The organism is Bacillus cereus group sp. MG1 (genome assembly GCF_040460035.1).
GTDB classification, from domain to species: domain Bacteria; phylum Bacillota; class Bacilli; order Bacillales; family Bacillaceae_G; genus Bacillus_A; species Bacillus_A cereus.
This window is the reverse complement of record NZ_JARVGY010000001.1, coordinates 3,323,713-3,349,330: the sequence shown is the minus strand read 5'-3', so window position 1 is coordinate 3,349,330 and position 25,618 is coordinate 3,323,713. Positions and strand designations below refer to the sequence as shown.

The window sequence follows — 25,618 nt, the reverse complement described above, 5'->3', positions numbered from 1 at the left end:
CTTTCAGAAACTATAATTTCACTTTGAATAACTGCCAGTTAACTTCGCCTCGATAATATATCTATCTGGTGCATCCCCTATATAATCAAATGGGTAACAAGTTGTCAGTGTTAATATCGGTTCTTCTTTTTTTATAATAACAGTACGATCATCCGCATGAGTAATCCATGTCTTTTGAATTTCATATGTGTACGTTTTATTATCATACTCTAAAACAAGGGTATCCTTTTCTTTCAACTCTTCTAAATCTGTAAATACAGTATCTCGATGTCCACTCAGTACAGTATGTCCCCCTCCAGATGGAGTTGTCGTTAAATCACTAACGAACATACCCACTCCTTTTTTCAAAGTCGTATCATCTGCTCCCCAATATATAGAAAACTTCTTCTTTATTTTCGGTATGTTTAACATCGCTACCTTTTCTCCTTCTTTATGTTCTGTTTGAGAAGAAGGCACTTGAGAAGTTACAGGTGTTTCATGAGAAAGTTGAGTATCTTGTATATTTTTAAGGCTCTTTATTTCTTCTGCCGTTAATTGCCCGGCAGAGCTTCTTCCTTTATACCATTCCACAGCATAATAGGATCCCATGAATAGCCCTATAGCCATCAATATGATACCGATATAATTGAGTAACTTCATTCTTCATTCCTCCATGCCAAAAATGGTAGGAGTAACCTACCATTTTTAATATATGAAATTATCCCATTCTTTATAGGAAAATATTTTATTTACGCTTTAATCTTATTGCGACGATTCAAACCAAATAATGTACCTACCGCTACAAGACATGCACTTAATCCCATCATTGCTACATTATTTGATGCTGTATTTGGTAATTTTTCACCTTGTACAACTGGCTTTGCTTCTTCTTTTTTAGCTACTTCATTCTTTTGCTCGGCTTTTATCGCTGCTTCTTTTTTAGCCATATCGTTTTTTAACTGTTCTTGCGCTATTCTCTTTTTCTCTTCTTCACTTTTTTTCTCAGCTTTTATTGTTTCCTCTTTTTTAGCCATATCATTTTTTTCTTGTACTTGTGCTGCTTGCTTTTTCTCTATTTCACTTTTTTGCTGTTCCTTGATTGCTTCTTCTTTTTTAGCTTTATCCTGTTGTACTTGCGCTTCTTCTTCCTTTGTTACTGTTCCAGTATCCGCACTCGCTACTGAAGAATATCCTACTGTTAAAAGTGCCATTGCACAAATTGGTAATAGTTTCTTTTTCATTTTCACTCTCTCCTTATATTTTATTCACATCTACTCGCATCGGATGTATTACTAGAATAAGCAAGAGATATAAATATAAGATGCAGATGAAATATATTTCATTTAAAGATTTCATTGTAGAAAAAGAAAAAAACATCGCAATATGTACGATGTTTTTTTCGGGTGTGTGTCTCAATTATTTACATGTTACTTTCGCGTGATTTGGAAGTAGAACGGGCCGGAGCGATAACTAATTGTCTCGGCTCAGTTTTCTTGAAGTGATTTTTGACGTTACACTTACGACGTTGAACAACCCACGCTTTAATAGGGTTTGTTAAAATAATCTTTTGCTCTTCGTTAGGGGCCTCTTCTTCAAACCTACAACTCTCGCTCCATTTATTCCATTTCATTGTAAATTTAGAAGAAGAATGATCATCTTCACGATCAAACAAGTGCAAAAAATCCATTTTTCCATCTAGCATTACGGTGTTACTAGTCGCTAAAAAAGAAAAGGTCGTCCAACGTTTCTCCATGCCCTCCTACTCCTTTTTCACATATAGAGTGCCTAAAACTTAATTTACCTAAAATATGCTTGCCTTTTACCTTACACCCATAGTTTATCCAAAATGCTCTTATGCAACTATCGATTTGCCTTACAACTACCTTACATTTTTGTAAGAAACAAAAAAACCTTCACTCTATATAATGAAGGTTTCTCACTTTTTATCTATATGATCTCTCATATCATCAAGTCCAGCTTCTTTTAGCTGCGACATCATACCATGCGAAATTGCTCCTAACACTAAAGTCATTCCAATTAATGAAATACGAATCACAGGTACATCAATTACGTAAGCCAACAGGCCAAGAACAATTGTTAAAAGTAATGCTTTTATAAATGTTACACTTGTGTACTGTTTCTTCTTCATCATATTCACCCTTTATGGAAGCGTTTTCTTAATATACTTAGTATATCATATCATCAGATGATTTTGTCGTTATCTTTGTAAAAAATTACTATCTCCTTTGACTTTTTCTATTCTATCCTTTACAGTCGAAATGTTCGTAAGTTTTACACTGTAGGAGGATTACAATGAATATTGAAATAAAAGACACTTTAATTTCTGAAGAACAATTACAAGCAAAAGTTAAAGAATTAGCACTTCAAATCGAACGTGACTTTGAAGGAGAAGAAATCGTAGTTATCGCAGTATTAAAAGGTTCATTCGTATTTGCTGCTGATTTAATTCGTAACATCAAAAATGATGTAACAATTGACTTTATTTCTGCATCTAGCTACGGAAATCAAACAGAAACAACAGGAAAAGTGAAACTACTAAAAGATATCGACGTAAACATTACTGGGAAAAACGTAATTGTTGTAGAAGATATTATCGATTCTGGTTTAACACTTCATTTCCTAAAAGACCACTTCTTTATGCATAAACCAAAAGCACTCAAGTTCTGTACATTACTTGATAAGCCAGAACGTCGTAAAGTAGACTTAACAGCTGAATATGTTGGCTTCCAAATTCCAGACGAATTCATCGTTGGATACGGTATCGACTGTGCGGAAAAATATCGTAACTTACCATTCATTGCTTCAGTTGTAACGGAATAATCGTATAACTTAAAAAATCGATAGTACATAAAATGTATATCGGCGATTTTTTTAATATATCGACTTACCGACAATAACTGACAATCTTAGCACCCAATTAATAGGGAGAAGCTGTTCTAAAATACATGGGAACAGCTCCTTTCTTTCCATTACAAACTACAGGGAGAGATGAAATATGACAAAGACAAAATTTGAAAAAGTACTCCTCATCGTAAATCCGAAAGCTGGTCAAGGTGACTTACATACAAATTTAACGAAAATCGTACCACCTCTTGCCGCAGCTTTTCCTGATCTACATATCCTTCATACGAAAAAACAAGGTGATGCAACAAAATATTGCCAAGAGTTTGCTAGTAAAGTAGATTTAATTATCGTCTTTGGTGGTGATGGAACAGTATTTGAATGCACAAATGGCTTAGCACCTCTCGAAACTAGACCTACACTTGCAATCATTCCAGGTGGAACTTGCAACGACTTCTCTCGCACACTTGGTGTTCCGCAAAACATTGCAGAAGCGGCAAAACTTATTACAAAAGAACATATAAAACCAGTTGACGTTGCAAAAGCAAATGAACAACATTTCTTAAACTTCTGGGGCATTGGACTCGTATCTGAAGTATCAAACAATATCGATGCAGAAGAAAAAGCAAAGCTTGGTAAAATCGGTTACTATTTAAGCACAATTCGAACTGTAAAAAATGCTGAAACATTCCCAGTAAAAATTACTTATGACGGACAAGTATATGAAGACGAAGCTGTCCTTGTCATGGTTGGAAATGGTGAATATCTTGGTGGTATTCCATCCTTTATTCCGAACGTAAAATGTGATGACGGAACACTTGATATTTTCGTAGTCAAATCAACAGGTATTCAAGCATTTAAAGATTACATCGGAAAGAAACTATTTGAAGACTCAAATGAAAATGACATCTTCCACGTAAAAGCGAAATCCATTCATATTGAAACGAAAGAAGAAAAAGAAGTAGATACAGATGGAGAAAACTCGCTTCATACACCTTGTCACATTGAATTATTACCAGGACACTTTACGATGATTTATAATCCTGCGGTTGTGTAATAAAAAAACGAGTGCTAGCACTCGTTTTTTCTCTTCTAATCTAGTTATATTGTTGGATCATTTCCTCTATTTCTTTAACTCTCTCTAAAGTAATTCCATTTCTTTGTTCGATCGCTAAAGGATGGTCGGTTGGCTCTAATTCAACATACGGTGCCGTTCCTACTTCTCTTATATGTACATTTGTTTTTAAATTTAATGTTTCTGGATAAACTGGTATCTCTACAGATAACCATCCAAAATAAAGATCACTATTTTCCCTGCCTCTTTCATCCCACTTTTCTAATACTTCATCACAACTTTCTTTACTAAGTGATACCCACACAGTCCATATGAAATTTTTGTGGTAGTCAATTATAGGAATCTCTAAACATCCTCTAATAAAATAATGTTCACCATCCATTACACAAAGATCTGATGTTAAATGGAAGCGTTCCTCTCTTTCATGGGGCGCTACCTCGTAATAATAATATGGTGCTTCACTTCCGTAGCATAGAGGTAGTGCAAAACGATGCATTTGTACTTTTTCTCCGGATTTTCTTCTTCTTTTCATTTGTCATTCTTTCTCCTATCCTTTTCAGTCACAATCAAACTCTACCCAATTTCTCCAATGCGTATTAGCATTTTCATTCACAATAACACTTGGATCTTTCTTCTCTATTGCAGCGGCTACTGATTGGAAGAATTCATTTTCACTTACTTTTTCGTCTTCAACATGTTTCCATTCTTCCGTTTCATACGCTACTTCCCAGTCGCCTTCTAAACCGAACTCTTCTAAAATTTCTCCTTTATCCCACCACAATAATTTTTGAGCTTCCTCATTAGTAGCGAGCATACGCATAAAGTATGTTGGATAATGCTCTGTCGTTTGTACTTCTATTCCATTATTTATATAATCCTCTTCTGTAAATTCATATTCAAAATGATGCTCGCGAATTTTTAAACTGCCGTTATAAATATTCGGTATAAATTCACCTTCATCATCAAACAACTCATAATCGCCATTATTTAATTGTAAAATGCAATCATCACCCATTGAATGAGTAATTCTATCGCCATATACTTGAATATCATTACATACACCTAATGAACCTACACCCACAATTTGAAACACCATTAGCCAATCCTTAGCATCTTTAAAGAAAAGAGAGAATTTCACTTGTGAAATATCCATATATTCATTATCAAAGGCAGGAAATTCATAGTTACTTTGCTTTTTATCTAATAACCTTAAAATCTCTTTTTGCACATGTATCACCTTTTCATTAATATTATCTAACGTTTACCGTGCTCTCATGTAGCTAGAAAAATTCCTCTTTCATCACTATTCGTATACTCAATCTATCTTAACAAAAATGCTTTTCCTACTTCCATCATATATAGGCCGTACACCGATTCCATTTCTCTTACTTACGCATATATTGGAATATTGTTGCTTCTAATGCAGTGTGTTTTATTTTTGCTCGGAGGTGTTATAAATCGTGTTCGAATGTAAGAACGAACTAAGTCTCTCTAATATAGAAAACTTAAAATATAATTCAAACATTCCTATAATAGTAATAGCCTTCAATAACCTTACTTATGTGAAAAATATGTTAAAACAATTAGAAAACAAAAAGATAAAAAGTGAAGATATATGGATTTGGGACAATAATTCAACCGCTCCCGCTTTGCTTGCTTTTTATGAGCAAATATCAACTAAATATAATTTAGTGAAAAATAATGCCAACTATGGACCACGTTTTTTTGCCGTTCCTTATATTTTCGATTTACTTCCAGATTTTTTTGCTGTAACTGATCCTGATTTATCTTTTAATGAAAAAATGTCAGATAACTTTTTAGAGTATTTAAAGCAGTTAACAATCGAGCTTTCACTCTTTAAAGCCGGCCTTGCTTTAGACATTATACCTACTTCTAATTTCAACAGAGAGCTCATGTCAAATGAAAAATGTACAGTAACAGAATGGGAAATGCAGTATTGGCTTTTTCCTATAACTAAATACAATAACCCTAAAGTTTTCAACGCTGGAATTGATACAACTTTTGCTGTTTACAATAAAAAATTTATTAGTAACGGTTTTTATAATGCCGTAAGGGTAGCTGATAATTTCACCTGTAAACATTTACCCTGGTATAAAGACAATATAATTTCAGAAGAAGAAAAAAATATGCTAAATACGAAATGGGCTAACTGGCACTAATAAAACGAAGCGTTATTCAGTAGCAGATATTACTACAAATCGAAAACCTACTTTACAGCATATGTAATAATTCAAAAATAGCTTAAATGGTTTCAAGCTATTTTTTATCAAATTTCCTCAATACTATCCAATTGAGTCTTATAACATTCATCACACTCTGGCCTAGTAGGAAGAATCCCCCTGTCATCAGGTAATAAAACCCTCAAAACTTCTCAATCCATCTCTACGAAAGACTTCATAATAATGGGATATCCTTCAATAATATTCGTATACTCAATCCCTTGTTCATATATATCAATTTCAAAGCCAATCTCTTTCTCCTTATGGTGCATAACATTTCCCGCTAATATATAGTTACTTTTATTCACAACTTCTTGTATTAATTCTGTTCTATCTTTCCATAAACCAGGTACTCCAATAACGATTTGTGTCTCCATCATATGCACTCCACTTCTCATCTATTTTCAATCTATTCTTTCAATCTTCCAAACTAAATTAGCTGGGATATCTTTCTCTAAAAAGGTTAACATCCATACAGTTTAGGCATCCTACTATGATTAAAATCTCCAAATATAACACTCCATGTGTACATTTATATTTATTTTCGTTTACATACTATTGTTATTCATAATCCATTTTAGCTAATAAGCAAACGAAAGAGAACTAGGTGGATTAATGTTTACTTAAAAATATTAAATTACATTTCGAACAAAAAGGAGCTGAATTTCCTCTTCTAATTTTTGTATCACATTTTGGACAATATACATATCATTCCTCTACCTTTTGTCGTTCTATCATGTGTAAAGATACTATTTTCATACTGCACATAATTCCAATTAAGATAAGGCTAAAAATGAGTAGCACAACGCTCTTCCTCCCTTAACTACTTACCTATATTTTACCATTAAATAAAGATAATTTTATACTTATAATCCTATCTTTTCCTTCATACTGGAAGAAACTTTCTTTACTTCTATTTACTCATCAGTGTGATTCTTTTTTGTCTATATAAATAAAGAATACCTGTAACAATAAAAACAATCACGCCAAAATACAAGCCATATTCTATCGCAATCGCTACAATACTTTCAATGTGTTGTCCAAATAAAGCACCGAGCACAAAGTAAACGAGTGTCCAAACAAATCCTGTCGTATAAGAATACAAAGCATACGTCTTAAATGGCATGTTATTCATTCCAACTAAATACGGTACGATATGTCTTACAACTGGTATGAAGTAACTTGTGACTAACGCATAATGACCATACTTCTCTACCATTTGTTGAGATTTCAAAAGATATTTCGCCTTTTTCTTTTTCATTAGCTTATCAAGTACTTTCGTACCAAATATTTTCCCTAATATATAACCTAAAGAAAGCCCAGATACAACACCTAAATATGTTAATAAAAATGCAGGAATGACACTTAATATCCCTAGTGAAGATACAAAGCCACCACTCATTACGATCATTTCGTCTGGAATTGGCATACCAATAATACCTAACCATAAACAGAAAAATAATGCCCAATAACCGTATTGTTCAATATAAGATAATAATTCATGTAATTCCATTATGCATATGCTCTCCTTAGCTCTTTTTTACAGCTAAAGACATACGCTGGTGGGAAATTGAGCCACACTTTCTCTAGCGTAATTTCAGGAAAGAAGTGCTGTATAAATCCTTTTTTCACAAGTGAATATTGAAATGTAATAAATTCACCATTCTCATGTATCCCTTCCATTACATTGTTTAAAATACGCTTTGAAACTTCTTCTGGTAAAGAGGTAAAAGGTAATCCCGATAAAACGTAATCCACGCATTCTATATTGAGATCTTCTATATACTTTTTTATATTTTCGGCTGAACCGTGTACAACAATGACGTTCTGCTCATCTTTAAATTTTCTCTTTAGTTCCTTGCAAAACACTTCATTAATTTCAATAAGAAGAAATATTGTTTCCTTCTTCTTTCTCTTCATAATTTCTTTCGTAAAGACTCCCGTACCAGGACCTAACTCTACAATGCATTTCGCTTTATTAAAATCAATTACATCTACCATTTTCTTTGCTAATATTTTTGAACTTGGCGCAATTGCACCAGTATGTTTCGGATGTTTAATAAATTCATGTAAGAATGTTATGAGTTGCATATAAACCTCTCCTCATTCGTTCAATAGTTTTTAACTTGTTTCTAAGTATAACTATTATTTCTTAACAAAAATTGAGGAGATTTCTTAAGATTTTATGAAGAATAAAAAAACAGCTATCGCCTCTAGCGATAGCTGTCCCTTATTACTTCGCACTCACGATCTTATAATAAGAACGAACTGTTAAGAAGTAATATCCAATATAAATCGCGCCGTATACTCCGATACTAATTAGAAGCGGAATCATAATTTCAAATGGTAATATATTTGATAAACCTTTTAGTGCAAATAGGCTGTGTAAAATACCAATTACTAACGGAATAGCAAAGATAAAGCTCACTTGTTTTGCGATAGCTCTCTTCATCTCTTGCTTCGTTACACCAATTTTATGAAGAACAACGTAGCGATCACGGTCAGCACTTGCTTCTGTTAATTGTTTAAAGTAAATGATTGAGCCTGTTGCTAATAGGAATACTAATCCTAAGAATAACCCAATAAACATCATTAAGCCTGTTGTTTCAAGCCCCATTTGGAATCCTGTATAGAAATCGTTAAATGGTTTTAAAACTTCTGATTCTCCAGCTGGCATAATGCTTGCTAATTTTGCTGTTAACTCTTTACTATTTCGCTCACCTTTTACATCAATATTTTTTACAGTACGCGTTTCATTTACTTGTTTCACTTGCTCATATGTTTTATCAGGAACGATTACAAATAGTTCATTTAAATTTGTAAGGCTTCTATTATTTACACCTTTAATTTTTAATTCTTTTGACTCGTTTCCAACAGGGAATACAGCTGTATTTCCTGTATAAAGAGGACCAAAATCAAGTTTCTCAATATATAAGCTATCATATACGAAAGCTTCATTCGCACTTAAATTTACAGGTTCTACATCTAAATGTTTCACAAGTGTATTAAAGCTTGATTGAGAAATAAGCTGGTACTGATTCGTAACATTATAGTGTGTGTTCAGAACTTGATCAGCTCTTTCACCTTTAAATGTTCCCTTCACAGGAATCATTTCAACTTCTGATTCATATGTGACTGGGTGATTATTCTTCTCTCCAGCAAGTATTTCATTTACTTTTTTATCTAATGCTGCATCTTTTTTCTCATAGGAATAACTATACGGCGCAGCAACTTTTGATTGCGTAAATGTGTTGTAATACATCGTAACTGACGTACCAACCGCTGTTAATGTTACCGCACTTAAAATAGCGATTGTCGCCAGTGATTTCGCATTTCCTTTAATACGATATAGTAACTGTGATGTCGTTACCATATTCATACCATTATAAAATGCTGACTTATTATTTCTTGCACGTTTCAATACAAATACTGTGAAGAACATGAACAGTAAATAAGTCCCTGCTACTGTCGCTAATAAAATATATAATGCAACGACCATAAAGTCTGCATACATAACTGCTTTCATGTACATTAATGCTAAAAAATAACCTGAACCGATTAAGAAAACTGAAATTAATGCCATAATGACAGATCCTTTTGGCATTGCTTCTCCTTCACGTTCTGCACGGAAAAGTTCAATTAACTTAAAGCGATAAATTAAACGATATCCTTGAAGTGATGTATATAAAATAATCACAAAGAAAATAATTGCTGTATCAATAATGGCAGCCATCGGTACTTCAAAATGAACGTTTAAATTTAATCCCATCATATTTACTAATAACTCAAGGAATAATTTTGAAAGGACACTACCGATCGCAATCCCAATTACTAATGACATTAATCCCATTAACATATTTTCATAAAAGAGCATTTTACCAATTTGTCTTTTACGGATACCTAATAACGAATATAAGCCAACTTCTTTTTTACGTTTACGTGTAAAGAATCCGTTCGAATATATAATGAACACTGCTACGAAAATGATAAGCATCACACTTGAAACTTGGAACGCTCCGCTAATTTTTTTTGAAGCTTCTGCTGCTTTTTCCATTTGTGAATTATATTGCAGTGCTTTAAATGTAAAATAAATAACGATACTAAAAATCATAGATGCAAAATATACAAAGTAGTCTTTAAAGTTCCGCTGTATGTTGCGGAGGGCAATGCTAGATAAGGTCATCAGCCATACCTCCAGAAATAGAAGACATTACGTCAACAATTTTTTGGAAGAACTGTTTACGCGTCGATTCACCGCGATGTAATTCTTTATATAGTTCACCATCTTTAATGAAAATAACTCGTTTACAATAACTTGCTGCAAACGCATCGTGCGTTACCATTAAAATTGTTGAGTTATCATATTCATTTAACGACTTCATACTTTCAAGTAAATCTGTTGCAGATTTAGAATCAAGTGCTCCAGTTGGCTCGTCTCCGAAAATCATACTTGGATTCGTAACAATTGCACGCGATGCTGCACAGCGCTGCTTCTGTCCACCAGATACTTGATATGGGAACTGACTTAAAATATGATCAATACCGAATTTCTTTGAGATTTCAAGAACGCGGCGATCAATCTCACTCGCTTTCACCTTTGATAACGCAAGTGGTAAAGCGATATTCTCTTTCACCGTTAACGTATCTAATAAGTTATAATCTTGGAAAATGAAACCTAAATGATCACGGCGGAATAACGCTAACTTATCATCATTCATCTTTACAATATCTTTTCCATCAATTAAAATTTCACCGTTCGTCGCATTATCAATTGTAGAAAGAACATTTAGTAAAGTCGTCTTACCAGAACCAGAAGGTCCCATAATTCCAACGAACTCACCTTCTTTTACTTGTAAGTTAATACCTTTTAACGCTGCAAATTTATTCCCACCCGTGTCGTACACTTTTTCAATATTTTTTGCTTCTAACACTGTTTTCATCTCGACATCCCTCATTTCTTCTATTCTCTATTTTCAACTATATACACTCTCTACTCTTGCCACTATCGATGTTTCTTACACAAACATGACAGTTATGTAAGACGCATAAGTAAAGATATAAAAATTTAACCTACTGAACAAAAGTACTTTGTTACTATAACATTGGGATATCATACCATCCATTCATTCTCCTTACAGGAACATTACAATTTTGTAAGGTTAAAAATGTCCCCTACAAAGTTGTGCACGAAATGTCGGATGGAGCTATTTCGTTCCTGCTATTCTATGTACAGAGGAGGTCATAATATGGATTCACTTAAAAATATGAATACTGCAATGCGCTATATTGAAGATAACCTTACGAATGAAATTGATTTTAAAGAAGTTGCGAGGCTAGCTCTCTGTTCTGAGTATCACTTTAAAAGAATGTTTTCGTTTTTAGCAGGTATATCACTGTCTGATTATATTCGCTGTAGACGTCTTACTCTCGCTGCCTTTGAACTAAAAAATAGCGATGCAAAAGTCATTGATGTCGCTATAAAATATGGGTACAACTCACCAGATTCATTCGCTCGTGCATTTCAAAACTTGCACGGTATAACACCTTCTGAAGCCCGAAATAGTAGCCATTCTTTGAAGGCTTATTCACCAATGACCTTCCAATTATCCATTCAAGGAGGAAATGAAATGAACTATCGAATTGAAGAAAAAGAGCCATTTCGAATTATAGGTATTACAAAACGAGTACCAATCGTTTTTAACGGTGTAAATGAAGAAATTGCTTCTATGTGGAAAAGTTTAAACCCAGATTCTATTCAAACATTAAAGTCCCTTTCAAACATTGAACCTACTGGAATCATTAGTGCTTCTACTAACTTTTCTGAAGGAAGAATGGAGGAAAAGGGAGAACTCGATCACTACATTGGAGTAGCCACAACAAAGGATTGTCCAGAGCAGTTTAAACAGCTTGAAGTTACTGCTTCAACATGGGCTATATTCGAAGCTGTCGGTCCATTTCCTGATGCATTACAAAATGTATGGGGACGTATTTACTCTGAATGGTTCCCTTCTTCGAACTATGAACTAGCGGAAGGACCGGAGATATTGTGGAATAAACAGAAAGATATATCTTCTCCAAACTTTAAAAGTGAAATTTGGATACCGGTTTTGAAGAAGTGATAAAAAACAAAGCTGCTCTTCCCTAAAAGGAAAAGCAGCTTTATTTACATTTTCAACTCTTCTTTATAAATACTATATGACTTTATTGTTGATACGATAATGCATATTAATATGATTCCAATCCCTATAAAAATATTAAATGGATCTGGAAGCAAAGCCCCGGCATATATACAAAGTGAACCTATTACAAATACCCTCGAAGCAAATCTATGTGTTTTCCTCCAAACTACAGGATTTTCTAATGTCCAGTCCATTCGAATGCCTACTAACCCGTTTGGCTTCGTTTGTTGCATGTAATTACCTAGTACAAGAAACAATGTTCCAAGTCCAAAATTAAATGCAATTGAGCCCGATGCAATATAATTAGACGCTGCTAATAGCGCAAATAAGTTACAGCCGAATCCTATCAAAAGAATAGCATAACGGATTGCGGAAAGGACTTTAGCATGCTGTTTATACTTATCTTTCGTTACGTCAATATACCCAAGAGCTAGCCATATCAAATACAGCAACATCATGCTTCCTATTGAAACAGAACTTGCTTCTACTTTAGAAAAATATCCATCTACTACTCCTGCTGCATTATAATGGCGTGGAATTTGTTCTGGTAAATGTGGCCATACAATATACCATCCAATTACAATGCCAATAATTAAACTCCATGGTAATACGTGTCTTTTCATCCTCTCTCCCCCATAATTTTTTATTAAGCCCCTATTTCTTTTTTATAAGCAATATATGAATATCCCATTGTTAATCCTACTGCACCGGTAATAATGCCAATGATTAGGAAACCTTTCCACGCTGCCGGAGCAAAAATACTTAAAATCATAATAACTCCTAATACAACAAACACCTTCCCACTAAAACGGTGTGTCTTTCTCCATACTTCCTCGTTACTTAATGTCCACGGTGTTTTTATACCTACAAAGTAATTTGGTTTACATTGTGGTAAATAGTTTCCGATGATTATAAATAAAAGACCAACAAGAATATATGGTGTACTCTTCATTGGAATGTCATAACCTAATCCAGCTCCAATTCCAATGATACTTACTAAAAATAATAGGAATAATACGCTATAATTTATTACATTATACCCTTTAGAAAATTTCTCATAATTCTCATGCTTAGGATCTATCTTAGGCAATAAAGTCAATAAAGCATATATAAAAACCATAACTGCAACATCCAAAATCATCATGCCCATTTTTGACATACGCCCATCTACCTCACCAGACACATTCCAATGACTCGGAACCTCTCCCGGTAAATGCGGCCACGCGATGCACCATGCAATAATCGTTAAAGCTATTAATAGTAACGGAAATATATGCTTTCTCATTTCCCCTCTTCCCCCTTATTCGTAAATGTAAACACCCAAGTCAACAAATCTTGAAAGACCGTTGTGTTTAAAGAGTACACAACGAATTGCCCTTTCTTTTCATCTTGAATAAGTTCAGCATTTTTAAGTGCGTTTAAGTGGTGTGAAATACTTGGTTTTGTCATATTGAAATGTTCAGCGATCTCACCAGCGGTTAGATCACCTTCTTTTAATAAGTCTAAAATTTTTCGCCTTGTTGGATCTGCTAATGCTTTGAATGCTTGATTCAATGTCTTTCTTCCTTTCGATAATTAGACATTTAGATACTTATCTAAATGTTAAAATGATTTCAGTTGATTGTCAATTATATACGAGGCCCTTTTTACTTTTCTCACTTTTAACCTATACTGTTTACTAGCTTATCTTTCAACATAATGAAAAGACTTGAAACACATGATACACTATAGCTACAATTGTTTTTCTGAGGAGGAATATACATATGTATAAAATTTTAATCGTTGAAGACGATCCAAATATTTCATCATTACTGCAATCTCACATTCAGAAGTACGGTTATGAAGCTGTTGTTGCAGAGAATTTCGATGATATTATGGAATCGTTTAACGCTGTGAAACCACATCTTGTTTTACTTGATGTAAACTTACCGAAATTCGATGGTTTCTACTGGTGCCGTCAAATTCGTCATGAATCTACTTGTCCAATTATTTTCATTTCAGCGCGTGCTGGTGAGATGGAACAAATTATGGCAATTGAAAGCGGTGCGGATGATTACATTACAAAACCATTCCACTACGACGTTGTAATGGCAAAAATTAAAGGACAATTACGCCGTATTTACGGTGATTATGCACCAAATATTTCTGAACGTATCGTTGAAGTAGAAGGTTTAAAACTATTCCCAGAACGTCCTGAAATTCACTTCGGATCTGAACAAGTTCTTTTAACGAAAAAAGAAGCTATTTTAGCTGAAATGTTATTATCTAAATTCCCTCGTACAGCAAGCCGTGAAGATTTATTAGCTGCGCTTTGGGATGACGAAAGCTTCGTTGAAGAAAATACATTAAACGTAAACATTACGCGTCTTCGTAAAAAGTTTAATGAGCTTGGTATTGAGAACTCTATTGAAACAGTACGTGGACTTGGATATCGCTTTAACGCAACTTGGAGTGAATAAGCATGAAGCTATTTTTACGTGATCATTTTGCATTTTTCCTACTGTACGTTTTAAACTTCGGTATCATTTTCGTTCTTTATGATGCAGTAGATGGATTTCAAAACAATAAATTTTATTTCGTCGTTTTAAGTTTATATTTATTTATTTGTTTCCTCGCTTACCGTTACGTTCGCAATCGTAGAATGTACCATAGATTAAGCGAGCAACCAGAAAAAATGGAAGATGCGTTTATTGAAAGAGCAACTGCTCCGATGCCTCACGGTGTCAATGAACTCGTGCGTACGCAGTACCGCCTCTTCCAAAAAGAACTACAATCGTATGAAGTAAAACAACAAGAACATCAATTATTCATTAACCACTGGGTACATCAAATGAAGACACCTGTTTCTGTTATGCAGCTTATGGTGCTAGAAATGGAAGACGAGCATTTAATTCCAAAGTTTAAAAAAGAATTAGAGCGTCTAAACCAAGGGCTTGATATGGCTTTATACATGGCTAGGTTAAATAACTTCCATGAAGATTTCCATGTTGAGACGATTTCATTAAAAGATACGGTAACAAAAAATATTAACGGATTAAAAGAACTATTCATTCGTAATGGTGTCTTCCCTGTTTTAGAAGTCCATTCTGATTTAAAAGTTGCTTCTGATGCGAAATGGCTAAAATTTATCATCTATCAGTTAATGACAAATGCTGTTCGTTACTCTGGTGAGCGCGGAAAGAAAGTTTTCTTATCTGCTTACCGAAACGGAAAGGATATTATTTTAGAAGTTCGTGATGAAGGTGTTGGTATTCCGCAAGAAGATATTCGAAGAGTATTTGAACCATTTTACACTGGGAAAAACGGTCGCGCATTCGGAGAATCTACTGGTATGGGGCTTTATATTGTAAGTAAAATTTGTGATTATTTAGGTCACTCTGTCAAACTAGATTCTGAAGTTGGTAAAGGAACGACGATTAAAATCATCTTCCACAACGCTGCAAATAATCAAGCAGAACATACGGAGAAGGTGACCGAAGCATGATCGTAACATATGCAAGCAAAATGTATGAGAACACACTCTCATACATTTTTTGCAATACAACTACTTCTATATCTTCTAGCCGGAGGTATAATCTATGACATTTTGGCAATTTGCATTTAAAAACGTCACGCGCAACTCGAGAGCTTATTTTGCTTACTTTGTAAGTAGTTCCTTTTCCATTGCTGTGTTCTTTTCGTTTGCTGTTTACTTATTCCATCCGAAATTACAAAACTTTGACATGACCTCTGAAATTTCAGGATTAATGATATTTTCAGAAGTAGTAATTGTATTTTTCTCTTTCTTCTTTTTACTATATTCCATTGGTACTTTTTTTAAAGTTAGAAAAAAACAATTTGGTGTTTTGACCATTTTAGGAATATCAAGAAAACAATTACATCGTCTTGTTTTTATGGAGAATATGTTAATCGGGATTTTATCTATCTTTTTCGGCATGCAGTTTGGAGTTGTTTTTTCTCAATTTTTTTTATTAGTAACAGCCAAACTTACGCATGTTCCAGGAATATATTTATACGGTCCTACTAACGCGTTTATTTTAACAACCATTGTTTTCCTTAGTCTTTTTATCATTGTATCTGCATTCACACCAATGCTTATTCGTACAAAAAAAGCGGTACACCTTTTAAAAACAAATGGTGGAAAACAAAAAGAAAGAAAACCATCCATACTTGTTTCATTATTTGGTGCGATTTGTTTATTTGGTGGTTATGCGTTAGCTGGAAATCCTAAATATTTCGTATCAGTAAGCCCGCAAATCGGTGTTATATATATGGTTTCGAGTATTTTCGTTATCCCAATGCTTGTTACAATAGGAACATATTTTTTCTTTTCTCAAATTAGTTTCTTACTGATTTATATTTTAAAGAAAAGAAGAAGATTTTATATGAAACGGATTAATATGCTTCGGATTTCAGATTTAGCAAACCGTATTCGGACGAATATTAATATGCTTTTTATTGTAGCGATGCTCTCTACAATTGCTTTCACAATGATCACGTTCCTATATGGATTCGGGAAATTTATTAAGCTAGAGGTGAATAGAACTTCCCCTTTCCCAATTTCTTATTTCTCGTATGATGCGAACCCTTTTGTTACAGAGCATTTAAATTGGCTTGAGCAACAATTACAAAAAGAGCATTTCCCTTATCAAAAAATAAAAGCTGATATATATGAAACACCACTAAAAGAAGATAAAGATATAGCTATTTATAATGACGTATACGCAATTAAGCAAAGTGACTATAACAAACTTGCGAATTCTTTACGAATGAAACAACTATTTATGGATGATAACGAAGCATATGTGTTAACAGGGACATCTTATATCACCATATTCAACGAATTTGAGCAAAGCTACAATAGAGATTACATTACACTCTCTAGTACAAATACGAAATTAAGAGTTAAAGGCTATGAGCATGTAAACGCAATCCCATCTGACTTTTCATATCAAACGATAGTGTTGCCTGATGTTATCGTAAATAACTTACCTAACACCGTAAAACATATATCAGCATACAATTACAAAATTCAAAACTGGGAACAGACATATGAAATTGCTGATAATTTTATAGAAAAGGTACAAAAAGATCGAAATAAATACCAGTATGAAGGGCCTCTTATTCGTTCCTTTGAATCAGCAGGATCGTTATACAAAATAACATCAGGTAGTGCCGCGTACTTCCTAATCGGGACATTTTTAGGAGTTATTTTCTTCATTGGAGCTGGTAGCGTTCTTTACTTTAGAATGTATACGGATTTGACGAACGAACAAGAGAAATATATAACGATTTCTAAAATCGGTGTAACAGATACAGAGATGAAACGATCTGCAACCATTCAACTTAGTATTTTATTTTTCATTCCGTACATTATGGCATCCATTCATACAATGTTCGCAACAAAAATGCTACAAGATGTAATTGGTTTATCTCTGTTCAAAGAAGTTTCAGCCGTTCTTATTATTTTTGGATTCGTTGAAATCGTATTTTTCTTATTCATTCGTTCACTTTATATGCAAAAATTATCACATTACACGAGTGGACAAAATATTTAAAACAAACTTGATGAAAAGAGTATCTCTCATACTCTTTTCATCTTCACCCTATTAGGAGGTTTAGGTGAATGACATTTTGGCAGTTTGCATTTAAAAACGTCACAAGAAACGCCAGAGCTTATTTCGCCTATTTTGTAAGCAGTGCGTTCTCCATCGCAATCTTTTTCTCATTTGCAGTTTATTTATTTCATCCTAAATTGCATATGACAGACGTGAATTTTTCTCTGAACATATTAATGACAATTTCAGAAGTTGTCATTGTGTTCTTTTCATTTTTCTTTTTACTGTATTCAATCGGGACGTTTTTAAAAGTACGAAAAAAACAGTTCGGGATTTTAACAGTGCTTGGCATATCTCAAAAACAATTAAAGCGACTCATATTTATAGAAAATATGTTAATTGGTGCTCTTTCTATATTTTTTGGCATTCAACTTGGACTTGTCTTTTCACAGTTCTTTTTGTTAGTTACCGCCAAAATTACACACGTACCTGGTTTATATTTATATCCGCCTACAAGTGCTATCGTTTTAACTATCATCATCTTTCTCGGCCTCTTCATTCTCGTATCATCTTTTACACCGATGCTCATTCGCACGAGAAAAGCCGTACGTCTTTTAAAAGAAGGAAAACAACAAAAAGAAAGAAAAGCATCCGTGCTCATCTCTCTATTTGGTGCGACCTGTTTAATATGTGGATATGCGTTAGCTGATGAACATTTAAACTGGTTAGAGCAGAAATTTAATGAAGAGCACTTTACTTATACAAAATTTAAAACGGATATATATGAAGTATCTTCGGCTGAAGATAACACGCAGCTCTATTATGCCATTAAACAAAGTGACTATAATGTACTTGCTAAGGCTTTAAATTGGGAAACGCTCACGGTCAATAAGAATGAATCTTATATTCTTATGAAAGACTTAGATGATCAAGTTATTGGAACGCTTCATAATAAAGACAACAAAAATACTCTTACACTTACTCAAAACAATTTACAACTACAAGTGAAAGAATATAAAAGTTATAACCCATTCCCAAATCGCTTAATATACCAATTGCTCATACTATCTGATGAAAATGTAGAAGCATTATCCAACGTTTCAAAACAAATGAGTGTATATAGCTTTAAAGTTACAGATTGGGAAAAAGCACATAATATCGGTTCATCGTTTATAACAAAAATCCATAACGATAATGCAGCAATTCAAGCAGAGCATCCACCTTTCCATGCAAGTGAAGCGAGCGATTCTCTATATAAGACAAAACTAAATGTCGCTTCGTTCTTCTTAATTGGTACTTTCCTAGGAGTTATTTTCTTTATCGGTGCTGGCAGTGTTCTTTACTTCCGGATGTATACAGATTTAACAAATGAGCAAGAAAAATATATAACGATTACGAAAATCGGCTTAACTGAGACTGAAATGAAACGTTCAGCGACAATTCAGCTTGCGATTCTTTTCTTCGTACCTTACATTATGGCATCAATCCATACGATGTTTGCGACAAAGATGCTACAAGAAATATTACATCTCTCGTTCTTCGCTGAAATTACAGTCGTACTGTTGATTTTTGGAACAGTTGAAATTTTATTTTTCCTTTTAATTCGTTCCTTTTATATGCAAAAATTATCACAACACATTAAGTTTTAAAAAGTAGAAAGGTGATTACTATGGAAGAAGTATTACACATAAAAAACGTCTCAAAAGTATATGAGGGGAAAGTCCCTCATACTGCTTTAAAAAATATAAATTTACACGTGGATAAAGGGGAATTCGTTGCCATTATGGGACCATCTGGTAGCGGAAAATCTACATTTTTAAACGTTATCTCTACAATCGATTCTCCGACTTCTGGTGATGTCGTGATTAACGGAAAAAAACCGCACACATTTCGTAGAGAGAAGTTAGCTATTTTCCGAAGACAAGAGTTAGGATTTGTTTTCCAAAACTTTAACCTACTAGATACACTAACAATCGGTGAAAATATCGTACTACCTTTAACATTAGATAATGTTCCATTAAAAGAAATGGATGAAAAGCTTGATAACATTTCAAAAAAGCTTGGAATTGATCATATTTTGGACAAGCGTATTTTTGAAGTTTCTGGGGGACAAGCACAGCGTACCGCAGTAGCACGTGCTGTTATTCATCACCCTTCTCTCTTACTAGCCGATGAACCGACAGGAAACTTAGATTCAAAAGCGGCAATTGACGTAATGGAGTTATTTACGAAATTAAATAAAGAAGAAGATGCAACGATTTTAATGGTTACGCACGATCCGTTTGCAGCAAGTTATTGTAACCGTGTTATTTTCATTAAAGATGGAGAGCTTTACAATGAACTACACCGCGGATTATATCGCGAGAAATTTTATCAAGAAATATTAGATGTTCTAGCGTTATTAGGAGGAAGACGTGGATGACATTTTGGCAATTCGCATTTAAAAATGTCTCACGTAATTCGAAAGCATATTTCGCCTACTTTGTAAGTAGTGCTTTTTCTATCATGGTTTTCTTTTCATTTACTGTATACGCGTATCATCCGCGCTTACAGAGTGTACAAAGCTTTCAAGAACGTGATCCTCTAATGAACTTAGCTAGTACAGCACAACTTGTGATCGTTATGTTCTCGTTCTTCTTTCTCTTATATTCAATTGGAACATTTTTAAATGTTCGGAAGCAGCAATTCGGGATACTCACTATTCTTGGTATCTCACAGAGACAATTAAAAAGATTGTTATTTACCGAAAACATGATAATTGGGATATTATCTATCTTTATCGGCATTCAAGGTGGACTTGTATTTTCTAACTTTTTCTTATTAGTCACTTCGAAATTAACAAGTGCGAAAGGTCTCTATTTATATTGGCCAACAGAAGCGATTATCGTTACAACCGTAACGTTTATCATTTTATTTTTAATCGTTTCTACATTTACACCAATGTTTATTCGTACTCGAAAGACAGCCCACCTCATTAAAGGGAACAAGAAAATGCCAGCTGAAAAAAGACCATCTATACTCATCTCTTTATTCGCTTTAATTTGTTTAGGGCTATGCTATTATATCGCTGGTTATCCGCGAGGCTACGTAACGGAAAAAAATGTGCAAAATGGATCTGTCTTTTTTATTATGTTATCTATTTTACCGCTCGTAATAGTCGGGACATATTTATTCTTTTCACAAACATTCCTTCTTTTCATCTATATTTTAAAGAAGCGCAGAAAGTTTTATTTGAAACAAATAAATATGTTATGGATTTCAGATTTAGTTTCTCGTACACGCAGTAATATTAATGTACTCTTTATTGTTTCTATGCTATCTGCACTTGCATTTACGATTATTATTGGATTATTCGCCGCTAATAACAATACGAAGGCATCAGTATTAGAGCGATATCCCGTTCCCTTCACGTATACATCAGAAGGTGACAATTCCCTTGAACAAAAGCATATTTCTACAATTGAAACGGAGCTTACAACTAATAATTTTCTTTACAAAAAATATAAGTTTACAGTATTAAAAGATACAGCTTCCAAAGAAGATATTATGCTTATGAAGATGAGTGATTATAACGCAATTGCTAAACAATTGAAAAGACCGGAAATAACAATCGATTCTACAGAAGTTTATATTATTTCTCGGCACTCACCAGAACTTCTCGATCTCGTATCTAATCCATTTGCAAAGCAAAATACGATTACACTCGGGTCTAATAAAAAAGAATTTCATATTAAAGGGTTTATTAATAAGGGAATCGAACCATCCTTTGCATTCCCACATTTAGCTGTCGTACAAGATTATGTATTTGATAATATGATTCCTCATATTGAAACAACTGTAATCTATAACTACTTCGTAGAAAACTGGGAAAATGCAATCGTTCCAACCAAAAATATGTTACGTGTTATTAGTGGCGATGCGCGTGAGTTCTACGAAAAGCATACAGAAGAGAACGCTCAAGTTCCTTTCTTCATACATACGGCTACGGATGAACTCATTTACGGTAAAGGAAATGCAGTTGCTCAATTCTTTATTTGGGCATTTCTCGGCTTTATTTTCTTTATCGGTGCGGCTAGTGTTCTATACTTCCGTATGTATAATGACTTAACAACTGAAAGACAAAAGTATATTACGATTACAAAGCTTGGCTTAACTGAATCAGAAATGTTTCGCTCTGCAACGATTCAATTAGGAATTTTATTTTTCGTTCCTTACATCGTTGCTGGTGTTCACACATTATTTGCGGTTAAGTTTTTACAAAGCATGTTTTCTTTCTCCTTACTAAAAGAGACATGTATCGTACTCACCTTTTTCGGGATTATCGAGATCATTTTCTTCTTCTTAATCCGTTCTCTGTACATTAATAAATTATCACAGCATATAAAAATATGAATAAAATGGCCTTGTGCGTATTGCACAAGGCCATTTTCAATAGTTTTTAATAATTAGCAGCAATATCCGCCGTAGCCACCATATCCGTAGCCGCCGTAACCTCCATAACCACAACCGCCGCCTCCGCCGAAGCAGCTAGCACCGATGATAATTAATAAAATAAACAATACGATTAGAAGCGCAAAACCGCCTCCGCAACCATGTCTGCGGTTACAATCATCATGTCTGTGTTCACACTTTTCGCTCATTACCCTATTCCTCCTTTAGTATCATTCATAACAAGTTCCTCTTGTTCTAAATGAGGGGATTCCATTTATAGTATGTTTTCAGGGCGAATAGGAAGCTTGGCTTTCTTAAAAACGGGCTTGTTTCAGAAAATGAGCCTTATCAAGATGTAGGTATAAAACATTTGACATACTAATAATTTCTTACTAATATTTAATTGAACGATCAATCAATTTTTTGATTATACATTCAAATTATATAAATCAGGAGTTGAATAGCGTGACTGATTCTTTTATTGCAGAGGCTAGGCGTGAACAAATTATTCTTGCATGTATTGATACATTAGAAGAGGTTGGATATAACAACTTGAGCTTAACGAAGGTGGCAAAAAAGGCTAAGATTAGTACCGGACTTATTTCTTATCATTTTAATGATAAGCTTTACCTTATGAACCGTACATTACAATTTTTAGTTGCCAAACAACATGAATTTATTAGTAATCGAGTACTATTAGCTCAATCTGAAATAAATAAACTAGAGGCTTTTATTGAAGCACACTTGGCTTATCAAGAAACTCATTACAAAAATAATATTGCCTTAATTGAGATTGTCTTTAATGCAAGAAATGAAGAGAACATTCCTTATTACAGAATCGAAGACGACGAAGAGGATGCTCTTAGAACGATGTTATTAGATATTTTGAAGACTGGACAACAAAATGGCGTGTTTTCTAACTCTTTTCAAACCGACACATTAGCTTCATTTATTTTAGGAGCAATCGAAGAAAGAATGTTGAAGGCAAATTCATCTATATCCATAGAAAATTACTCAGATGAGCTCATAAAAATGGTGAAAAAACTCACTATTTAAAACATGCCCTGGTTAAAAAATATATATAAGAAAGGATGAACTACACATGAAAAAGGCATCTGTCATTGGATTAGGTTTTTTAGAAAAGTTACTTGCTATAGTAAGTCCAATCCTTTTAGGCGTTATTGGATATTTTTCACATAAATTAATAGAGATTATAAAAAAGATTCCTCTCTTTTCTGATTCAAAAATTATAGAACTTTTAAATTTTATTAATCCCTTCTGGCTTCCTATTATCCTCATGCTAATTGGTGTTATTGCAGGAATTTTATTTTCTTTAATTATTTATAGTGAAGCTTTAAAAATGAACATTACTTCGGAAAGCATTCACGTGAATAAGGACGATCAAAAGAAACAAATCACCAGATCAAATGTAAAAGCCGTTTTTGTAGATAAGCGTCAAGTGGTTATCATTGATCAAGAAGACCGAGAATGGTTACGTGAAACATCTGACATTACCCCAAGCAAAATTAAAGATACTTTCTTAATGCACGACTTCCCCTGGGTGGAACAAGATCCTTATAAACATGAGTATAGCTTATGGAAATTAGAGGATGCGCGATTTAATAAAAGCATAAATACTATTTTGTATGAAAGACGAAATGCCCTTCGAGAAGGAAACTCGAAAAAAAAGAAGCATTTACGCAAAGATTTGAATGAGCTAGGAGTCTTTGTCAAAGACGATGGAGAAAATCAGTATGTCCGTTCTATTAAATAATAGGACAATAGAAAAAAGATATAAAAAGCACCTTGCCCTGTATATTTGTAAGTAACTACGATTAAAAAATAGCAAAACCCACAGAGAAATTGAATTTCTCCTGTGGGTTTTATTAATTAAAATGGGCTTTTCTCCCTAAAGAAACATATTCAACAAAAGAGCAAAACCAAATGCAATAAATGATAACAATGTCTCGAGTACCGTCCACGTTTTAAATGTTTCCTTCACCGTCAAACCTAAATACTCTTTTACAAGCCAGAACCCTGCATCATTTACGTGAGAAAACATTAATGATCCTGCACCGGTTGCAATAACTAGCAACTCTAAATTCACACCAGACATGTGCTGAATAACTGGTGAAACAATCCCTGCTGCTGTCGTTAATGCTACTGTAGCTGAACCTGTTGCAATTCGAATTAAACCAGCTACCATGAAAGCTAATACAATTGGTGATAACGAAATATGTTCTGCCATTTGTGCAATAGCTGTTCCAACGCCGCTTTCAATTAATATTTGTTTAAATCCACCGCCTGCACCAATTATTAAAATAATAGAACCGACAGGCAATAAACTTTCATCTGTTAATTTTTTAATCATCTTTTTATTAATACCTTGTTTGATACCAAGTAAATAAAATGCTGCGAAACATGAAATAAGTAAGGCGATTACTGGACTCCCTATAAACACAAAAAATTCAGTCATTTTTTTCGGTAATGAAATATATGGTGCAACTACTGATAAAATCATCAATACAACTGGTAATAAAATAATAAAGAATGAAACTTTACGACTTGGCAAATCAGTTGATACTGTCGTAACTCGAACAAGCTCCGGTTCATTTTCAGGTATAATCCTCTTATGTACCCACTTTGCAAATATTGGGCCTGCGATAATGGCTGTTGGTAACGCGATAATTAATGAATATAAAAGTACCTTTCCTAAGTTCGAGTTATAAATACCGATTGCTGTCATCGCCCCTGGATGTGGTGGTACGAGCCCGTGAACAATAGATAATCCTGCAATGACAGGTAACGCAATTAATAATATATTTTGCTTCGTCGTTTTTCGAATTGAAATAACGAGTGGTAATAAAATGACAATCCCCACTTCAAAAAATACGGGAATCCCTATAACAAACCCTGCAAATAACATAGCCCAAGGTAATTTTTTTACACCGAAAAATCGAATAAAGAAATCTGCAACTTGCATGCCTGCCCCTGAATCGGACATCATTTTTCCTAAAATTGTTCCAAGTGCTAAAATACCAACTAAATGCCCTAGTACACTACCAACACCAGTTTCATAGGCAGCCACTATTTTCGTTACATTCAGTCCAGACATAATAGCTAAAAATAAACTCGCAACTGTTAAACTAATAAATGCATGCCATTTCCACCATGATACCCCTAAAATAACAATTGTGATCGCAAGTAACGTGACGATTAATAAGTATATATCCATCTCTCATTCCCCTTACTTTTATCCCGATTGGTGTGAGCTAATAATTAGTGGATGATGCC

At 33.9% G+C, this 25,618-nt stretch carries 28 protein-coding genes and 1 pseudogene; 12 read left to right on the top strand and 17 right to left on the bottom strand.

Annotation, left to right across the window (positions count from 1 at the left end):
• Nucleotides 1–18: 18 nt before the first annotated feature.
• The 4 genes from QCI79_RS17575 to QCI79_RS17560 all read right to left on the bottom strand — a co-directional run bounded on the left by QCI79_RS17575 (nucleotide 19) and on the right by QCI79_RS17560 (nucleotide 2,131).
• Entirely contained in the window at nucleotides 19–639 is a 621-nt protein-coding gene (locus QCI79_RS17575) for a class D sortase (protein ID WP_000771590.1), read from the bottom strand.
• Nucleotides 640–728: 89 nt separating this feature from the next.
• On the bottom strand, nucleotides 729–1,220 hold the full coding sequence (locus QCI79_RS17570) for an LPXTG cell wall anchor domain-containing protein (RefSeq protein WP_000728022.1): 492 nt from the start codon (nucleotides 1,218–1,220) through the stop codon (nucleotides 729–731).
• A gap of 179 nt (nucleotides 1,221–1,399) precedes the next feature.
• On the bottom strand, nucleotides 1,400–1,732 hold the full coding sequence (locus tag QCI79_RS17565; protein ID WP_000415613.1) for a hypothetical protein: 333 nt from the start codon (nucleotides 1,730–1,732) through the stop codon (nucleotides 1,400–1,402).
• A 183-nt stretch (nucleotides 1,733–1,915) separates the two neighbouring features.
• A complete protein-coding gene (locus QCI79_RS17560; RefSeq protein ID WP_002101491.1) occupies nucleotides 1,916–2,131 on the bottom strand; it encodes a hypothetical protein in 216 nt (71 codons plus the stop codon).
• Between the two features lie 161 nt (nucleotides 2,132–2,292).
• Between QCI79_RS17560 and hpt the strand changes: the two genes are divergently transcribed.
• Both hpt and QCI79_RS17550 read left to right on the top strand, forming a co-directional pair.
• A complete protein-coding gene (hpt, locus tag QCI79_RS17555; RefSeq protein WP_001019298.1) occupies nucleotides 2,293–2,820 on the top strand; it encodes a hypoxanthine phosphoribosyltransferase in 528 nt (175 codons plus the stop codon).
• Nucleotides 2,821–2,995: 175 nt separating this feature from the next.
• Nucleotides 2,996–3,898 (top strand): diacylglycerol/lipid kinase family protein, encoded by a 903-nt coding sequence (locus QCI79_RS17550; protein ID WP_000167894.1) that lies wholly within the window; start codon nucleotides 2,996–2,998, stop codon nucleotides 3,896–3,898.
• 40 nt (nucleotides 3,899–3,938) lie between these two features.
• Here the strand turns inward: QCI79_RS17550 and QCI79_RS17545 are convergent, their stop codons facing one another.
• Together QCI79_RS17545 and QCI79_RS17540 are read right to left on the bottom strand one after the other, a co-directional pair.
• Nucleotides 3,939–4,448: a DUF2199 domain-containing protein gene (locus tag QCI79_RS17545; protein ID WP_000830213.1), complete on the bottom strand. Its 510-nt coding sequence runs from the start codon at nucleotides 4,446–4,448 to the stop codon at nucleotides 3,939–3,941.
• A 24-nt stretch (nucleotides 4,449–4,472) separates the two neighbouring features.
• Nucleotides 4,473–5,144, bottom strand: a complete 672-nt coding sequence (locus tag QCI79_RS17540) for a DUF7003 family protein (protein WP_001168352.1) — start codon at nucleotides 5,142–5,144, stop codon at nucleotides 4,473–4,475.
• A 232-nt stretch (nucleotides 5,145–5,376) separates the two neighbouring features.
• Here QCI79_RS17540 and QCI79_RS17535 point away from each other — a divergent pair, with 232 nt between their 5' ends.
• A complete protein-coding gene (locus QCI79_RS17535; RefSeq protein WP_000461061.1) occupies nucleotides 5,377–6,096 on the top strand; it encodes a glycosyltransferase family protein in 720 nt (239 codons plus the stop codon).
• 212 nt (nucleotides 6,097–6,308) lie between these two features.
• Here the strand turns inward: QCI79_RS17535 and QCI79_RS17530 are convergent, their stop codons facing one another.
• From QCI79_RS17530 to QCI79_RS17505, 6 genes and pseudogenes are all read right to left on the bottom strand, one after another.
• Nucleotides 6,309–6,536 (bottom strand): hypothetical protein, encoded by a 228-nt coding sequence (locus tag QCI79_RS17530; RefSeq protein ID WP_000970752.1) that lies wholly within the window; start codon nucleotides 6,534–6,536, stop codon nucleotides 6,309–6,311.
• Between the two features lie 232 nt (nucleotides 6,537–6,768).
• A pseudogene (locus QCI79_RS17525) lies at nucleotides 6,769–6,960 on the bottom strand (hypothetical protein).
• A gap of 109 nt (nucleotides 6,961–7,069) precedes the next feature.
• Nucleotides 7,070–7,669 carry a DedA family protein gene (locus QCI79_RS17520; RefSeq protein WP_000418920.1) on the bottom strand — a complete coding sequence of 200 codons (600 nt, stop codon included), beginning with the start codon at nucleotides 7,667–7,669 and terminating at the stop codon, nucleotides 7,070–7,072.
• Entirely contained in the window at nucleotides 7,669–8,247 is a 579-nt protein-coding gene (locus QCI79_RS17515; RefSeq protein ID WP_001176053.1) for a class I SAM-dependent methyltransferase, read from the bottom strand. The genes QCI79_RS17520 and QCI79_RS17515 overlap by 1 nt, the downstream gene beginning before the upstream one ends.
• A 142-nt stretch (nucleotides 8,248–8,389) precedes the next feature.
• The gene (locus QCI79_RS17510) at nucleotides 8,390–10,339 is read right to left on the bottom strand and encodes an ABC transporter permease (protein ID WP_000176154.1); all 1,950 of its coding nucleotides are present in this window, start codon (nucleotides 10,337–10,339) and stop codon (nucleotides 8,390–8,392) included.
• Nucleotides 10,326–11,096 (bottom strand): ABC transporter ATP-binding protein, encoded by a 771-nt coding sequence (locus QCI79_RS17505; RefSeq protein WP_000859655.1) that lies wholly within the window; start codon nucleotides 11,094–11,096, stop codon nucleotides 10,326–10,328. The genes QCI79_RS17510 and QCI79_RS17505 overlap by 14 nt, the downstream gene beginning before the upstream one ends.
• Nucleotides 11,097–11,402: 306 nt before the next feature.
• Here QCI79_RS17505 and QCI79_RS17500 point away from each other — a divergent pair, with 306 nt between their 5' ends.
• Entirely contained in the window at nucleotides 11,403–12,275 is an 873-nt protein-coding gene (locus QCI79_RS17500; protein WP_000377728.1) for an AraC family transcriptional regulator, read from the top strand.
• A 44-nt stretch (nucleotides 12,276–12,319) separates the two neighbouring features.
• Here QCI79_RS17500 and QCI79_RS17495 read toward each other — a convergent pair whose 3' ends face one another.
• From QCI79_RS17495 to QCI79_RS17485, 3 genes are read right to left on the bottom strand one after another with little or no spacing between them, the layout of a single operon-like run.
• Nucleotides 12,320–12,958 (bottom strand): SdpI family protein, encoded by a 639-nt coding sequence (locus QCI79_RS17495; RefSeq protein WP_000820678.1) that lies wholly within the window; start codon nucleotides 12,956–12,958, stop codon nucleotides 12,320–12,322.
• A 23-nt stretch (nucleotides 12,959–12,981) separates the two neighbouring features.
• Nucleotides 12,982–13,620 carry an SdpI family protein gene (locus QCI79_RS17490; protein ID WP_001225508.1) on the bottom strand — a complete coding sequence of 213 codons (639 nt, stop codon included), beginning with the start codon at nucleotides 13,618–13,620 and terminating at the stop codon, nucleotides 12,982–12,984.
• The gene (locus QCI79_RS17485) at nucleotides 13,617–13,889 is read right to left on the bottom strand and encodes an autorepressor SdpR family transcription factor (RefSeq protein ID WP_001070526.1); all 273 of its coding nucleotides are present in this window, start codon (nucleotides 13,887–13,889) and stop codon (nucleotides 13,617–13,619) included. Before QCI79_RS17485 ends, QCI79_RS17490 begins: the two co-directional genes overlap by 4 nt.
• Nucleotides 13,890–14,098: 209 nt before the next feature.
• Between QCI79_RS17485 and QCI79_RS17480 the strand changes: the two genes are divergently transcribed.
• The 6 genes from QCI79_RS17480 (at nucleotide 14,099) to QCI79_RS17450 (ending at nucleotide 22,285) form a co-directional block, all read left to right on the top strand.
• Nucleotides 14,099–14,794, top strand: coding sequence for a response regulator transcription factor (locus QCI79_RS17480; protein ID WP_000276738.1), 696 nt, complete (start codon nucleotides 14,099–14,101; stop codon nucleotides 14,792–14,794).
• Nucleotides 14,795–14,796: 2 nt separating this feature from the next.
• Nucleotides 14,797–15,819 (top strand): sensor histidine kinase, encoded by a 1,023-nt coding sequence (locus QCI79_RS17475; protein ID WP_000765341.1) that lies wholly within the window; start codon nucleotides 14,797–14,799, stop codon nucleotides 15,817–15,819.
• Between the two features lie 94 nt (nucleotides 15,820–15,913).
• Nucleotides 15,914–17,893 carry an FtsX-like permease family protein gene (locus tag QCI79_RS35030; protein WP_021728771.1) on the top strand — a complete coding sequence of 660 codons (1,980 nt, stop codon included), beginning with the start codon at nucleotides 15,914–15,916 and terminating at the stop codon, nucleotides 17,891–17,893.
• Nucleotides 17,894–17,961: 68 nt separating this feature from the next.
• Nucleotides 17,962–19,542, top strand: coding sequence for an FtsX-like permease family protein (locus tag QCI79_RS17460; protein ID WP_021728770.1), 1,581 nt, complete (start codon nucleotides 17,962–17,964; stop codon nucleotides 19,540–19,542).
• A 20-nt stretch (nucleotides 19,543–19,562) separates the two neighbouring features.
• Nucleotides 19,563–20,315: an ABC transporter ATP-binding protein gene (locus QCI79_RS17455; RefSeq protein ID WP_000393250.1), complete on the top strand. Its 753-nt coding sequence runs from the start codon at nucleotides 19,563–19,565 to the stop codon at nucleotides 20,313–20,315.
• Nucleotides 20,312–22,285, top strand: a complete 1,974-nt coding sequence (locus QCI79_RS17450; protein ID WP_000144954.1) for an FtsX-like permease family protein — start codon at nucleotides 20,312–20,314, stop codon at nucleotides 22,283–22,285. The genes QCI79_RS17455 and QCI79_RS17450 overlap by 4 nt, the downstream gene beginning before the upstream one ends.
• Nucleotides 22,286–22,338: 53 nt before the next feature.
• On the opposite strand, the gene QCI79_RS17445 is transcribed toward QCI79_RS17450, so the two are convergent.
• Complete coding sequence (locus QCI79_RS17445) at nucleotides 22,339–22,533, bottom strand: YjcZ family sporulation protein (RefSeq protein WP_001290395.1); 195 nt, start codon at nucleotides 22,531–22,533, stop codon at nucleotides 22,339–22,341.
• A gap of 256 nt (nucleotides 22,534–22,789) precedes the next feature.
• On the opposite strand from QCI79_RS17445, the gene QCI79_RS17440 reads away from it, so the two are divergent.
• Nucleotides 22,790–23,380 (top strand): TetR/AcrR family transcriptional regulator, encoded by a 591-nt coding sequence (locus tag QCI79_RS17440; protein ID WP_000132246.1) that lies wholly within the window; start codon nucleotides 22,790–22,792, stop codon nucleotides 23,378–23,380.
• A 46-nt stretch (nucleotides 23,381–23,426) separates the two neighbouring features.
• Nucleotides 23,427–24,098: a YqeB family protein gene (locus QCI79_RS17435; RefSeq protein WP_021728769.1), complete on the top strand. Its 672-nt coding sequence runs from the start codon at nucleotides 23,427–23,429 to the stop codon at nucleotides 24,096–24,098.
• A gap of 135 nt (nucleotides 24,099–24,233) precedes the next feature.
• Here the strand turns inward: QCI79_RS17435 and gntP are convergent, their stop codons facing one another.
• A complete protein-coding gene (gene gntP / locus QCI79_RS17430) occupies nucleotides 24,234–25,559 on the bottom strand; it encodes a gluconate permease GntP (protein ID WP_021728768.1) in 1,326 nt (441 codons plus the stop codon).
• Nucleotides 25,560–25,618: the final 59 nt, after the last annotated feature.

Bases quoted from the DNA above. Each gene is read 5' to 3' on its own strand.
- QCI79_RS17505 (WP_000859655.1), bottom strand. From the start codon at position 11,096: ATGAAAACAGTGTTAGAAGCAAAAAATATTGAAAAAGTGTACGACACG.
- hpt (WP_001019298.1), top strand. From the start codon at position 2,293: ATGAATATTGAAATAAAAGACACTTTAATTTCTGAAGAACAATTACAA.
- QCI79_RS17545 (WP_000830213.1), bottom strand. From the start codon at position 4,448: ATGAAAAGAAGAAGAAAATCCGGAGAAAAAGTACAAATGCATCGTTTT.
- QCI79_RS17450 (WP_000144954.1), top strand. From the start codon at position 20,312: ATGACATTTTGGCAATTCGCATTTAAAAATGTCTCACGTAATTCGAAA.
- QCI79_RS17480 (WP_000276738.1), top strand. From the start codon at position 14,099: ATGTATAAAATTTTAATCGTTGAAGACGATCCAAATATTTCATCATTA.
- QCI79_RS17500 (WP_000377728.1), top strand. From the start codon at position 11,403: ATGGATTCACTTAAAAATATGAATACTGCAATGCGCTATATTGAAGAT.
- QCI79_RS17570 (WP_000728022.1), bottom strand. From the start codon at position 1,220: ATGAAAAAGAAACTATTACCAATTTGTGCAATGGCACTTTTAACAGTA.
- QCI79_RS17560 (WP_002101491.1), bottom strand. From the start codon at position 2,131: ATGATGAAGAAGAAACAGTACACAAGTGTAACATTTATAAAAGCATTA.
- QCI79_RS17455 (WP_000393250.1), top strand. From the start codon at position 19,563: ATGGAAGAAGTATTACACATAAAAAACGTCTCAAAAGTATATGAGGGG.
- QCI79_RS17460 (WP_021728770.1), top strand. From the start codon at position 17,962: ATGACATTTTGGCAGTTTGCATTTAAAAACGTCACAAGAAACGCCAGA.
- QCI79_RS17575 (WP_000771590.1), bottom strand. From the start codon at position 639: ATGAAGTTACTCAATTATATCGGTATCATATTGATGGCTATAGGGCTA.
- QCI79_RS17445 (WP_001290395.1), bottom strand. From the start codon at position 22,533: ATGAGCGAAAAGTGTGAACACAGACATGATGATTGTAACCGCAGACAT.
- QCI79_RS17490 (WP_001225508.1), bottom strand. From the start codon at position 13,620: ATGAGAAAGCATATATTTCCGTTACTATTAATAGCTTTAACGATTATT.
- QCI79_RS17475 (WP_000765341.1), top strand. From the start codon at position 14,797: ATGAAGCTATTTTTACGTGATCATTTTGCATTTTTCCTACTGTACGTT.
- QCI79_RS17565 (WP_000415613.1), bottom strand. From the start codon at position 1,732: ATGGAGAAACGTTGGACGACCTTTTCTTTTTTAGCGACTAGTAACACC.
- QCI79_RS17510 (WP_000176154.1), bottom strand. From the start codon at position 10,339: ATGACCTTATCTAGCATTGCCCTCCGCAACATACAGCGGAACTTTAAA.
- QCI79_RS17495 (WP_000820678.1), bottom strand. From the start codon at position 12,958: ATGAAAAGACACGTATTACCATGGAGTTTAATTATTGGCATTGTAATT.
- QCI79_RS17520 (WP_000418920.1), bottom strand. From the start codon at position 7,669: ATGGAATTACATGAATTATTATCTTATATTGAACAATACGGTTATTGG.
- QCI79_RS17515 (WP_001176053.1), bottom strand. From the start codon at position 8,247: ATGCAACTCATAACATTCTTACATGAATTTATTAAACATCCGAAACAT.
- gntP (WP_021728768.1), bottom strand. From the start codon at position 25,559: ATGGATATATACTTATTAATCGTCACGTTACTTGCGATCACAATTGTT.
- QCI79_RS17530 (WP_000970752.1), bottom strand. From the start codon at position 6,536: ATGATGGAGACACAAATCGTTATTGGAGTACCTGGTTTATGGAAAGAT.
- QCI79_RS17550 (WP_000167894.1), top strand. From the start codon at position 2,996: ATGACAAAGACAAAATTTGAAAAAGTACTCCTCATCGTAAATCCGAAA.
- QCI79_RS17435 (WP_021728769.1), top strand. From the start codon at position 23,427: ATGAAAAAGGCATCTGTCATTGGATTAGGTTTTTTAGAAAAGTTACTT.
- QCI79_RS35030 (WP_021728771.1), top strand. From the start codon at position 15,914: ATGACATTTTGGCAATTTGCATTTAAAAACGTCACGCGCAACTCGAGA.